Origin of the sequence: Bradyrhizobium sp. 930_D9_N1_4, from assembly GCF_052076015.1 — a bacterium.
Lineage (GTDB): Bacteria > Pseudomonadota > Alphaproteobacteria > Rhizobiales > Xanthobacteraceae > Bradyrhizobium.
On the sequence record NZ_CP197236.1, the window covers coordinates 4,692,116 to 4,704,316 of the forward strand.

12 protein-coding genes and 1 tRNA gene are annotated in these 12,201 nt (G+C 63.4%); 2 read left to right on the plus strand and 11 right to left on the minus strand.

The window, feature by feature from the left end:
- Positions 1–444 precede the first annotated feature (444 nt).
- The 8 genes from rplL to AB7532_RS22315 all read right to left on the minus strand — a co-directional run bounded on the left by rplL (position 445) and on the right by AB7532_RS22315 (position 5,443).
- Positions 445–822 carry a 50S ribosomal protein L7/L12 gene (rplL, locus tag AB7532_RS22280; RefSeq protein WP_094895389.1) on the minus strand — a complete coding sequence of 126 codons (378 nt, stop codon included), beginning with the start codon at positions 820–822 and terminating at the stop codon, positions 445–447.
- A gap of 54 nt (positions 823–876) precedes the next feature.
- Positions 877–1,395 carry a 50S ribosomal protein L10 gene (gene rplJ / locus AB7532_RS22285; protein ID WP_441236859.1) on the minus strand — a complete coding sequence of 173 codons (519 nt, stop codon included), beginning with the start codon at positions 1,393–1,395 and terminating at the stop codon, positions 877–879.
- A 582-nt stretch (positions 1,396–1,977) separates the two neighbouring features.
- A complete protein-coding gene (locus AB7532_RS22290) occupies positions 1,978–2,931 on the minus strand; it encodes a 2-hydroxyacid dehydrogenase (protein ID WP_441236860.1) in 954 nt (317 codons plus the stop codon).
- A gap of 89 nt (positions 2,932–3,020) precedes the next feature.
- Positions 3,021–3,713 (minus strand): 50S ribosomal protein L1, encoded by a 693-nt coding sequence (gene rplA, locus AB7532_RS22295; RefSeq protein ID WP_092034881.1) that lies wholly within the window; start codon positions 3,711–3,713, stop codon positions 3,021–3,023.
- Positions 3,714–3,719: 6 nt separating this feature from the next.
- Positions 3,720–4,148, minus strand: a complete 429-nt coding sequence (rplK, locus tag AB7532_RS22300) for a 50S ribosomal protein L11 (protein WP_007602986.1) — start codon at positions 4,146–4,148, stop codon at positions 3,720–3,722.
- A 131-nt stretch (positions 4,149–4,279) separates the two neighbouring features.
- Positions 4,280–4,834, minus strand: coding sequence for a transcription termination/antitermination protein NusG (nusG, locus tag AB7532_RS22305; protein WP_008136441.1), 555 nt, complete (start codon positions 4,832–4,834; stop codon positions 4,280–4,282).
- Positions 4,834–5,025 carry a preprotein translocase subunit SecE gene (gene secE / locus AB7532_RS22310; RefSeq protein WP_135166019.1) on the minus strand — a complete coding sequence of 64 codons (192 nt, stop codon included), beginning with the start codon at positions 5,023–5,025 and terminating at the stop codon, positions 4,834–4,836. Before secE ends, nusG begins: the two co-directional genes overlap by 1 nt.
- Before the next feature lie 342 nt (positions 5,026–5,367).
- A tRNA-Trp gene (locus tag AB7532_RS22315) sits at positions 5,368–5,443 on the minus strand.
- Between the two features lie 148 nt (positions 5,444–5,591).
- Here AB7532_RS22315 and AB7532_RS22320 point away from each other — a divergent pair.
- A complete protein-coding gene (locus AB7532_RS22320; protein WP_441236861.1) occupies positions 5,592–6,812 on the plus strand; it encodes a serine hydrolase domain-containing protein in 1,221 nt (406 codons plus the stop codon).
- Positions 6,813–6,816: 4 nt separating this feature from the next.
- Here AB7532_RS22320 and AB7532_RS22325 read toward each other — a convergent pair whose 3' ends face one another.
- From AB7532_RS22325 to AB7532_RS22335, 3 genes are all read right to left on the minus strand, one after another.
- The gene (locus tag AB7532_RS22325; protein ID WP_441239334.1) at positions 6,817–8,784 is read right to left on the minus strand and encodes an AI-2E family transporter; all 1,968 of its coding nucleotides are present in this window, start codon (positions 8,782–8,784) and stop codon (positions 6,817–6,819) included.
- Between the two features lie 129 nt (positions 8,785–8,913).
- Entirely contained in the window at positions 8,914–9,681 is a 768-nt protein-coding gene (locus tag AB7532_RS22330; protein ID WP_441236862.1) for an SDR family NAD(P)-dependent oxidoreductase, read from the minus strand.
- Positions 9,682–9,751: 70 nt separating this feature from the next.
- A complete protein-coding gene (locus tag AB7532_RS22335; RefSeq protein WP_441236863.1) occupies positions 9,752–10,450 on the minus strand; it encodes a histidine phosphatase family protein in 699 nt (232 codons plus the stop codon).
- A 133-nt stretch (positions 10,451–10,583) separates the two neighbouring features.
- On the opposite strand from AB7532_RS22335, the gene AB7532_RS22340 reads away from it, so the two are divergent.
- The gene (locus AB7532_RS22340; protein WP_441236864.1) at positions 10,584–11,369 is read left to right on the plus strand and encodes an SDR family NAD(P)-dependent oxidoreductase; all 786 of its coding nucleotides are present in this window, start codon (positions 10,584–10,586) and stop codon (positions 11,367–11,369) included.
- Positions 11,370–12,201 lie beyond the last annotated feature (832 nt).

Below are 12,201 nucleotides of genomic sequence, written 5' to 3' on the forward strand. Positions count from 1 at the left end.
GTCCGGAGCGCGGCTGCCGCCGCTCCCCGGGTTGAATTTTTCGAACCCGCTTTGGGGGCCGGAGACTCAGTTCAGGTGGGATGTCCTGAATCTGTTCTTCAGACCTTCAAAACGCAAAACGACGCGCGGGGCGCATAGGCACGCCCGCCCGTCACAACGATCGTTTTCACGGACTGCAAAAGCCCGAAATAGCTTGCTCTCCCAACGGCTTACAGGAAAAGTCGAGATCCCTGCCCACCGCGCTTTCGTGCTGCCGAACCGATATGGGGCGACAATAGTGCAGATTCGAGGGGTAAACCCTCCAATCCCCACACTTTTTCGTGTTCGGCCTGCGTCGGGACGTTCCGTCGCACGCCTTTTGCATCCGGCCCATCCCTTCAAGGGATGGACCAGGATCCCGGGCCTCGCGCGAGGCGCGCCCGGGATCCGGCCAGTAAGCGTTGCTTACTTGAGCTCGACCTTGGCGCCAGCCTTCTCGAGCTGGACCTTGAGCTTCTCGGCTTCGTCCTTGTTCACGCCTTCCTTGACAGGCTTCGGCGCGCCCTCGACGAGGTCCTTTGCTTCCTTCAGGCCCAGGCCGGTGATGGCGCGGACTTCCTTGATGACCTCGATCTTCTTGTCGCCGGCGGCGGCCAGAACGACCGTGAACTCGGTCTTCTCTTCCGCCGGAGCGGCGGCAGCGCCACCACCAGCCGGGCCGGCCACGGCGACAGCCGCGGCAGCCGAAACGCCCCACTTCTCTTCGAGGAGCTTCGCGAGTTCGGCAGCTTCGAGCACGGTGAGGCTCGAGAGGTCGTCAACGATCTTCTGCAAGTCAGCCATTGTTCAGTTTCCTTGAGTGTAAGTCTGGTTCGGGTTTGAGTTTTGCGAAGGGCGTCAGGCCGCTTCGCCCTTTGAGGCATGAGCCTGGATGACGCGCGCGAGCTTGCCCGCGGGCGCATTGGCGAGCTGAGCGAGCTTGGTCGCCGGGGCCACAAGAAGGCCGACGATCTTGGCACGCAGTTCGTCAAGCGACGGCAATGAGGCAAGCGCCTTCACGCTGTCGACATTCAGGACGGTCTTTCCCATCGAGCCGCCAATGATGACGAACTTTTCGTTCGCCTTGGCGAATTCGACGGCGACCTTTGGCGCCGCTACCGGATCGTCCGAAGTGGCGATCACGGTCGGTCCCTTCAGCATGGGGCCGATGGCAACGACGTCAGTGCCTTCAAGAGCAATTTTGGCGAGACGGTTCTTCGAGACCTTCACCGAGGCACCAGCCTGCTTCATCTGCATGCGCAGCTTCTGCATCTGGGCAACGGTCAGGCCGGAATATTGGGCAACGACCGCGACGCTCGTGGTCTTGAAGACCCCATTGAGCTGTTCGACCGCTTCCTTTTTTGCCGCTCGTTCCACAGCAAGCTCTTTCCGGTTGGCGGTCATCGCAAGAAGCGGGACCGCCGGGTTGCACCCATCGTCCCACCCAAAACCTGAACCTCAGGGTCAAAACCCATCGGACACGCGCCGGGCGAGACGACAATTCAAAGCCTGCCCTCCGGGAGCCCGCTAAGGCCCACGGCGTGTCGAGGTCCGAACCAGACCCGTTTCGCAACCACCCTTAAGGTGGAAGGCGAAGTGAAATCCGGTCTTCACCCGTCTATGCAGGCCATGCGATTAAGCCGTTGAGAAATCGAAATTTCCCGCAGGCGCCTGCAGTCTTGGACAGGACAAGGTCAGCCGGCGAACCGCCCGACCCCTGCCCGCACTCCACCAACCGACGGTTTTTCCTTCCTTTTCGGGCAAATCCTCACGGACGTCCTGAAAAGGAATGATCTCCTGTCTGTCGGGTTTTCGGAATGCGTGCACGAACGCGCCAGCCAAGGCCGGTACGTCCGGAGGCGGTTCTTTAACCGCTCTCTGCCTGCTTGCCAAGAGCAAAATTCACACCAGTTCCAATCCGTTGCCGGCGGAGCCTGAGGCGGGCCGACAAGGGCCGATTCAGGCCGATTTGACGGCGTAAGGCAGCGGCTTGCCCTCGAAGAAGGCGGTCAGGTTCGCCAGCACGCAGTTCTGCATGGCAACGTGCGATTCGAGAGTGTGGCCGCCGATATGGGGGGCGAACACGACGTTGGGCAGCGCGGTCAGGGCGTCGGGGGCGTGCGGTTCCTTCTCAAACACGTCGAGACCGGCGCCCGCGATGGTCTTGTCGGTCAAGGCCGCAACCAGGGCCTTCTCGTCGATCACCGAGCCCCGCGAAATGTTGACGACATAGCCGTCTGCCCCGAGGCGCTTGAGGATATCGGCATTCACGACGTGTTGGGTCTCGGCCCCGGCCCGGACCGCGATCATCAACACGCTGCACCAGTCGGCCAGCGCCTCCAGCGTCGGGAAGTATTGATAGGGGGAATCGTATTTGGTCCGGCTGAAATAGCCGATTTCGCTCTCGAAGGCGGCGCAGCGTGCCGCGATCTTGCGGCCGATCTCGCCCATGCCGTAGACGCCGATGCGGCGGCTGGGCATGCCGGCCTGCGGCCGCATCATCGGCGACTGCTTCGATCCCGCCCAATCGCCGCTGCGGACATATTGGTCGGCGACCAGCAGCCGGCGGGTCGTCGCCAGCATCAGGGTCATCGCGATGTCGGCGACCGAGGCCGCGTTGGCGCCGGGGCTGTGGGCAACCGCAATGTTGCGGCTGGCTGCCGCCTTCAGGTCGACGCCGTCATAGCCGGTGCCGTAGCAGACGATCGCACCGAGTTTTGGAAACAGGTCCATCGCCTCCGCGCCCAGCGGCGAGCCGCCGGCGGTGAGCATGGCGCGGATGCCGCTGAGCTCTTCGACCGGAAACACCTCACGCGGCGGCTTGCCGCCGGTGTCGAGCAGCTCGAACCGCTCGGCGAAGTGCGCCATCATCGTCTTGGGAAAGCGCGAATAGATCAGGACCTTGTCAGCCATTGTTGTTGTTTCCGATAAGCGCAGCCACAAACGACGAGGGGCGGAATCGGTTGCCCAATTCCGCCCCTCGCCTCATGCAATTTCCAGACTTAGCCGAGAATTGTGCCCGGCTCGACCTTGACGCCGGGGCCCATCGACGAGGACACTGCAACGCGCTGGATGTAAGTGCCCTTGGAACCAGCCGGCTTCGCCTTCGAGACAGCATCCGCGAGAGCCTTGATGTTCTCGACCAGCTTCTCCTCGGAGAACGAGGCCTTGCCGACGCCGGCCTGCAGGATGCCGGCCTTCTCGACACGGAACTCGACCGAGCCGCCCTTGGCACCCTTCACCGCACCGGTGACGTCCATGGTCACGGTGCCGATCTTCGGGTTCGGCATCAGGCCGCGCGGGCCCAGCACCTTACCGAGACGGCCGACCAGCGGCATCATGTCGGGAGTCGCGATACAACGGTCGAAATCGATCGTACCGTTCTGCACCTTTTCGACCAGGTCTTCGGCGCCGACGACGTCGGCACCCGCGGCCTTGGCTTCGTCAGCCTTGGCGCCACGGGCGAACACGCCGACGCGGAGCGTACGGCCGGTGCCGTTCGGCAGGGTCACGACGCCGCGGACCATCTGGTCGGCGTGACGCGGATCGACGCCGAGATTGATCGCGACCTCGATGGTCTCGTCGAACTTCGCTTTCGCGCGTTCCTTGACCATCTTGATGGCGTCCGCGAGCGGGTAAAGCTTTTCGCGGTCAACACCTTCGCGGGCTTTGTTCAAACGCTTTCCGATTGCCATGAGTCGTTACCCCGCCACTTCCAGACCCATCGAACGGGCAGAGCCCTCGACCATCTTCATGGCCGATTCGATGGAATCGCAATTGAGATCCTTCATCTTCTTCTCGGCGATCTCGCGCACCTGCGCTTTGGTCACCGCGCCGGCCTTGTCGCGGCCCGGAGCTTTCGAACCGGACTGGATCTTGGCAGCCTGCTTGAGGAAGAAGGACATCGGGGGGGTCTTCATCTCGAACGTGAACGAACGATCAGCATAGATCGTGATCACGACGGGAATCGGGGTGTTCTTCTCTTCCTTCTGGGTCTGGGCGTTGAACGCCTTGCAGAACTCCATGATGTTGAGACCGCGCTGACCGAGCGCGGGACCGATCGGGGGCGAAGGATTCGCCGCACCGGCCGGGACCTGAAGCTTCAGGTATCCGGTCACTTTCTTTGCCATGTATCACTCCTGTTGTGCCGGCGAAGGCCGGCGGTTTCAGGTTCGTGGTCTGGGTCGGATGCGGCTGGCAACCGCCCTCTCCCTCCCACGGCCTCTTCCAGCGTGAGACCGAAGCCTCACGCGTTACCCGATCAGACCTTCTCGACCTGACCGAATTCCAGTTCCACCGGCGTGGCGCGGCCGAAGATCGACACCGCGACCTTCACGCGCGAGCGCGCCTCGTCGATTTCCTCGACCACACCCGAGAACGACGCGAACGGGCCATCGGCCACGCGCACGTTCTCGCCGATCTCGAACGACACCGACGCCTTCGGCCGTTCCACGCCTTCCTGCACCTGGTGCAGGATGCGCATGGCCTCGGATTCCGAGATCGGCATCGGCTTGTTTTCGGCGCCGAGGAAGCCCGTGACCTTCGGCGTGTTCTTGATCAGATGAAACGCCTCGTCGGTCAGCTTCATCTTCACCAGCACGTAACCCGGGAAGAACTTTCGCTCGGCGTCGATCTTGCGGCCGCGGCGCACTTCCGTGACCTTCTCGGTCGGAACCAGCACCAGCTCGAACAGCTCCTCGAGCCCGCGCTGCTTGGCCTGCTCGCGGATCGATTCGGCGACCTTCTTCTCGAAGTTCGAATAGGCGTGGACGATATACCAGCGCTTGTCCGACAATTGAGCCGTTGCTGTAGCCATCAGTGAATGCCCAAAAGGAAGGTGATGAGGACGCGAATGACCTGGTCGGCGGCGAAGAAGAAGATCGAGGCCACGGCGACCATCACGAACACCATGATGGTGGTGATCGTGGTCTCACGACGGGTCGGCCAGGTGACCTTGGCGGTCTCCGAGCGCACTTCCTGCAAGAACTTGAACGGGCTGACTGCCATCGTTTGATGTCCAACGTCCGTTGACAGACGCGAATGAATTTCAGGGATCCGAACAGCCGCCGTTGGCCCAGCCCTCTGTCTCGAAGGATGAGCCGGAAACCGGGCTCGATTGTTCGGGGATTTCAAAGCCGCGCCGGATATCCGCGTTTAACGGGCCGGCAGCGAGTGGGCGGTATCTACTGCGGATAGGGCCAAAGGTCAAGGTGGGGACCGCCCGGCATACACGCGGCCGGCTGCCGCGGACCTGATCCGGATCAAGGGCTTACCTGACCCTCATGACCCACGGTTAGAGCTTTCGCTCGCCGCTGTCCTGCCTGTTGATCCTGATCGTCGGGGATTAGCTGGCAGGAGTGGCAGGGCTCGAACCTGCGACCCCCGGTTTTGGAGACCGGTGCTCTACCAATTGAGCTACACTCCTACGGACCCTGCGTCGCCGCGGATCAGGGGCGCTTTCAAGCACAGGGGGCGCCCGGAATGCAAGGGTGAAGCGCGCTGGCTTCGCTTGTTTGTGCCGCGCCTTCTGGGCCACTCTCCGCTCCGAAAATCAAGAACAACCGGGAGTGCCCATGACGACCGCAGCCGCCGCCCGCCCCTCGACCGCGCCGAAAACCCCATCCCTGCCCGAGGCCAAGCCGGAAACGCTGGGCCTGTCGCGGCCCCGCCTCCAGGCGATGTCGGACGCGTTCAAGCGCGAGATCGACAAGGGAACCGTCCCCGGGGTGACGGTGCTGGTGGCCCGGCGCGGCCAGGTCGGCTGGTTCGAGGCGCTCGGCAAACAGAGCCCGTCGGGCCCGGCGATGGCGCTTGATTCGATGTTCCGGATCTTCTCGATGACCAAGCCGATCGTGTCGGTCGGCATCATGGCGCTGGTCGAGGACGGTCATCTCATCCTCGCCGACCCCGTCGCCAAATTCATTCCGGAATTCGCCAACCAGAAGGTCGGATTGGTCAGCGGCGGCAAGCTGGAACTGGTTGCATCGAGGCGGCCGATGACGGTGCAGGACCTGCTCCGCCACACCTCGGGGCTGACCTACGAGCACCAGGGCGACGGCCCCGTGCACAAACTCTACCAGGAGTCCCGCGTCCGCAGCCGCAAGATCACCAACGCCGAGCACGCCGCACTGGTGGCGAGCTTCCCGCTGGTCTGTCATCCCGGCGACGAGTTCAACTACAGCCGCTCCACCGACATTCTCGGCCGCATCATCGAGGTCGCCAGCGGCAAATCACTCGGCGCATTCCTGACAGAGCGCATCCTCGCACCGCTGCAGATGACCGAGACCGCTTTCTCGACCTCCGAGGCCAACGCCGGCCGCCTGGCTCAGCCGTTCGACGCCGATCCCTGGACCGGCGACAAGGTCGCGCTGTTCAACATGCTGGAGCAGCCGATCATGGAATCCGGCGGCGGCGGCCTGGTCTCGACCACGACGGACTACGCCCGCTTCGCACTGATGCTGCGCAACGGCGGCACGCTCGACGGCAACAGGATCATCGGCCGCAAGACGCTGGAGCTGATGGCGTCGGATCATCTCGGACCTCACGTCGTCACCAACGGCACGCTGCTGTCGCCCGGCCACGGTTTCGGTCTCGGCTTCGCCGTCCGCCGCGAGGCCGGCATCGCGCCCTTCCCCGGCAGCGTCGGCAACTATTTCTGGAGCGGCATCGCGGGGACGTTCTTCTGGATCGATCCGAAGGAGGATCTGTTCACGGTGTTCATGAGCCAGGGCCCCGGACAGCGCGATTTTACAAGGACGCTGGTGCGGGATCTGGTTTACGCGGCGGTGGATTAGCTTTTCAGGCACGCGCCATCAGGACAGGCTCCGCGAGAGACGACGCGGAGCCATCGTGGCCTTGCGCCATGGAGACGACGATTTGGGCCGCTTCTCGTAGCGAGGTGGCAAACAGGTCGGCCTTCGCGGTCTCCCGCAGTTCGTCGATGTTGACGACACCCTCCGCCCAGCATCCAACCATGATGGATGCCTGTGGCAGCTTGCGACGAAGCCGGCGCACCGCATAGCGCAGATGTGCGGGGCTTGTGACGCCGATATAGCTCAGGCAGACCAACGCCACGCCTGACGTATCAAGTCGGAAGATATTGGCCGTCGACAACGCTTCCGGGCCTTCGACACGGCTGCCCACGCCATGCGCACGGCACAGCTGCGAGAGCATGATCGCACCGGCCTCGTCGAGCATGGTTCGGCCTCCAATGCAGAGCACGGCATTTTCGCCGCGAAATTGTTCCACGAGAGCCGCTGCATCGAGCACGGGGATATCCGGCCGGTCATTGGCCGGCGCGACGGTTTCGACGGCATCGACCGCTTCGGCATCCACGGTCCGCTCATTTCCGACAGGACGGCCATCGTCCTGTTCCGAGAGATCGTCGACGAATTCGACCACCGTATCGCGGATACGCGCGAGCCGCGTCTGGTCCAGGGCAGCGCGGTCCAAATCCGACTGGGCCAGTTGCATGCCCTTGATCGCGACTTCGTCGTAATAGGCCGCGAGCGACCTCTCCTTGAGAAACTGCTCGGCCTTCTCGGCGGCTTCGGTCGGGTCCCCAGCCAGCATGCGCTGATAGAATATCTCCGGAGGCGACAGCGCCGGGCGGTCGCCGAACATGACGTCCAGAAACGACAGCCTTTCGACGTGCCGGCCCAGCACGACCAGACAGACGGTGAGCGGCGTCGCGAGCACCAGCCCGATCGGTCCCCACAGCGCCGTCCAGAACGTCGCCGAGACGACGACAGCCACGGGCGATAGGCCGGTCGTGCGGCCGTACAATAGCGGTTCGACGACCTGCCCGACCAGCGGTTCGATGACGAAGAAAAGCGCGGCAGTCCAGGCCAGCATCCACCAGCCCGGATCGACCGCTACCGCGAGCGCGAGCGGAAACGCTGCGGCTATGATCGAGCCGATGTAAGGCACAAAGCGCAGCACGGCCGCGAGAATCCCCCAAAGCGCTGCGCTGGGAATCCCGATCAGCCACAGGCCCGTACCAATCAGCACGCCGAAGCCTGTGTTGAGCATGAGCTGATTGAGGAAGAGCCGGCTCAAGCGCGCCGCGGCGTCGTCGAGTGCCGCAGTCGTGCGTTGCAGATCGTGGGAGCCCGCCAGCCTGATCAGGCGGTTTCGAAGATCCTCGCGCTGAATCAGGATGAAGATCACGAAGATGACGATGATCCCCGTCGTTGCCAGCGGCGACACAAGCGGAGCGATCAGCGAACGCAGGCTCTCCAGCGCGCCGGGATCCGGCTGCAAAACCTCGACCGGGACCGGCTTGACGCCGGGGTGGGCCGGCGTGCCGGACGTCAGCGGATTGGCGGGCGCGACCGACTTGGGCTTGTCCAGCTCCTTGCCGAGGTCCTGAAGCATCTCGGCGGCACGCTCGAGCGTGGAACTACCGCCAGTGACGCCGCGCACCGATTGGATCTTGGATAAGATCGTGGTCTGGTACTTCGGCAGATCGCCAGCCAGGCCGTTGAGCTGCGTTGCGATCACGCTTCCCAGGGCGAAGATGATGGCGAAGGCGAACAGCACGACGCCGACCACGGCCAGCGCGCGGGGAGCGCGAAGACGCTGCATCAACCTGACGGGCGCTGCGAGGACGAAACTGAGCAGGATGGCGAGCGAGACGGGAACGAAGATTTCCCGCCCCAGATAGAGCGCCGCGACGATGATGATGCTCAGGATCGCCGCGCCGACTGTGACAACCATCGCGGAGACGTCGTCGGGAGATTGCGGCTTGATCACCGTGGGGATCATCTGTCTCGCTTTTCGCCCTCGCCCATCCTGCCGGTTGAGGATGAATGCGCGGGCTAACGAGCCGGAAAGTGGTTGGTTCCTCGCCGAACCGGCGCAGCCAACCACCATCCCTGTACGTGCGCGCGTGCCTCAGCTGATCGTCGCGCCGCCGTCGATCACCATGGTCTGGCCGGTCATGAAGTCGCCGGCCGCAGATCCCAGGAACACCGCCGCGCCCGCGATCTCGTCGGGGATGCCGATGCGCAGCAGCGGCGAGCGCGAGGTCGAGGCCTTCAAATTCTCCGGATTGTCCCACAAGGCCTTGGCGAAATCGGTCTTGATCAGGCCGGGCGCGATGCAGTTCACGCGGATGTTGTGCGGGCCGTATTCGCAGGCGAGGTTGCGCGCGAGCTGCATGTCGGCGGCCTTCGAGATCGCGTAGGCGCCGAGGATGGTCGAACCCTTGAGGCCACCGATCGAGGAGACGATGATGATCGAACCGTCCTTGCGCTCGATCATCTGCGGCACCACCATCGAGATCAGCCAGTTGTTGGCGACGATGTTGTTGTCGAGAATTTTGCGGAACTGATCGTCGGAGATGCCGGCGAGCGGCCCGTAATACGGGTTCGACGCGGCGTTACACACCAGCACGTCGATCTTGCCGAAGGCGCGATTGCTCTCGTCGATCAGGTTTTGCAGATTTTCCTTCGACGAGATGTTGGCGGCGATCGCGACCGCGGTGCCCTTGCCGTACTTGTCGTTGATGCCCTTGGCGACCTGGTCGCAGACGTCGGCCTTGCGCGAGGAGATCACGACCTTGGCGCCGTGCTCGGCCATGCGCTCGGCGATCGCAAGCCCGATGCCGCGCGTCGATCCCGTGATGACGGCGACTTTCCCCTTCATGTCGAACAAGGTCATGTTTCTCTCCCAGAGGTACGATTTGATTTGGTTGAAGCTTACGTCGCGTGCGCGTGCGCGGACAACAGCGTCAAGCGAGATTCTTGACTTCCGGTCCGGCCGGCTGATGCATCTCCGCATGCGCATCATCGGCGATCCACGGCTGCTGGTTCACCATCGGCAACCGCCAGACGCTGCGCTCGGGGCTTGCGAAATAATCGAGCCGCGTGATCGAGCAATTGTCGATGTCGAACGCCAGCGCCCGCTCCACCTGACCGTCGAGCGCGAGCCCTAGCGCGGCCTTGATCGTGCCGCCATGCGCAACCGCGATGATGTCCTGGCCCGCTGCCTCACCATTGATCCGCTCGATGGTGCGCCGCGTTCGGTTGTAGAGATCCATGAAACTTTCGCCGCCGGGCGCGGGCTCGTTGATGTCGGCGAACCAGCTCGAACCCACGGGACGGCTCGCGATGAATTCGGCGCGATTCATGCCCTGCCATTGCCCGAGATTTTGCTCGGCGAGGTCCGCTTCCCACGGCATCGAGGCCGGCTTCGGATAGCCGGCCGCCCAGATCGCATCCGCGGTCTGATGTGTGCGCATCAGATTGCTCGAATACCAGACCGCCTTGCGTGGCAACACCTTGGCAACAGCATTGAAGACGTAAGTGTCGCTGGTGTCGCAGGCGAGATCGCTCTGGCCGTAGATGTTGCCGCCGTCATTGCGCACCGGCGCGTGACGGACCCACCACCAGCGTGTCGTGACCACTTTCGGCTTGTCTGCGGTTGCCATGAGCCTCTTCCATCCCGTGTGATGTCGCTGTACGTGAGTAGTGAACGTGTCTCAAGACACTTTACCGTTTGAAATCTTGTTTGAAATTCCGTTGCGCGGCAAGTGCCGCGCGACACACCAGAGGGAGAAACGCATGGGCCGTCTGCAAGGCAAATCCGTCATCATCACCGGCGCCGGCAGCGGCATCGGTCGTGCGGCTGCACTACTGTTCACCAGGGAAGGCGCAAAGCTCATTGCCGTCGACCGCACCGAGGCCGTGAAGGAGACCGTTGACGAGGTGAAGAAAGCCGGCGGCGTCGCCGAAGCCATGATGGCGGACGCGGGCTCCGAGAGCGACGTCATCGCCGTGATCGACAAGGCGGTGAAGACGCACGGCCGGCTCGACGTGATCTGGGCCAATGCCGGCGTCTCCGGCGGGATCGTTCCGCTCGGCGAGCAGACGGTGGAACAGTGGCAGGAGGTGCTGCGCATCAACCTGATCGGACCGTTCCTCGCGGTGAAGCATGCGATGCCGCAGATGGTCAAACAACAATCCGGCGCGATCGTGCTGACGGCATCCGTCGCGGGCCTCAAGGCTGGCGCCAGCGGGCATCCTTATGCCGCAAGCAAGGCCGGCGTGATCAGCCTGGTGCAGACCACGGCGTATTCGCTCACCGGCACCGGCGTGCGCATCAACGCGGTCTGTCCCGGCCTGATCGAGACCGGCATGACCAAACCGATCTTCGATCGTGCGAAAGAGCGCGGCACCCAGGACAAGATCGGCCAGCTCAATCCCTTGAAGCGCCCCGGCCAGCCACACGAGCTCGCGGCGATGGGACTGTTCCTGGCGAGCGACGAAGCGTCGTATGTCAACGGCCAGGCGTTCCCGGTGGACGGCGGCCTCACGGCGTCGATGCCGTATACGGGCAAGCCGGTTTAGCAAGGGCAGTCTCGTGTCCCGGACGCGCTGCAACGCGCAAGCGTTGCTGCGCTGAGCCGGGACCCAGCGGGCCACGCGCTCGCCGCAACATGGACCCCGGCTCTGCAGCGCATCACACCGGACGATGCTTCGCATCGCCGGGAGTGCTGCGCAGCGTCCGGGGCACGAGAGCGTTGTTGTTGAATGACTGACATGGGACCGCGTCCTCGTGGCTTGTTCGCCCGAGTTTTGCTTCGTTTCCTCACCCCCATTGAAAGAGGGCGCAGGGAAGACCGGGTGCCGGCCGGGCACCCACGGTCCACTGTGCGAAGGTGGCAACAAGAATTTGCACAGCGGCATACAGGTGTGGCCTCAACAACCGGCCTTCCCTGCGCAGTGGTTGGAACGGCGTATGTCGTGCTCTCCCCGGGGAGCGATGCACTATTGCCCCCGTCGCCTTGCAGATAACTGACGCGAAGACCCGGTTGGGCCAGACACATCACCGCAAGACTTGGCGCACAGACCCCGGGCGCCAGGACGACACGATTTGGCCGTACGCGGATCACACCGGTCGTGCGTGCGACGCCATCGCTCACGGTTGCCCGCCCTGCGATCACCTTCGCACCAGTGTAACTCACGTCCACCGCCGCCCGGCCCGCGTTCGTGACGATCGCGATACGCCCCTCTTCCTTGGGCCGGGTTGCCGCGACGGATACGCCATTTCCGAATTTCGGTAAAGTGGAATATTTTTCGCGGCGCGGGTTGACCGGCAGCCTGGGTGTTTTGCCCGGCGGGCAACGCAAGGGATTGATGCGTAAGGTGGATTAGCCGAAGGCGTAATCCACCACTTCTG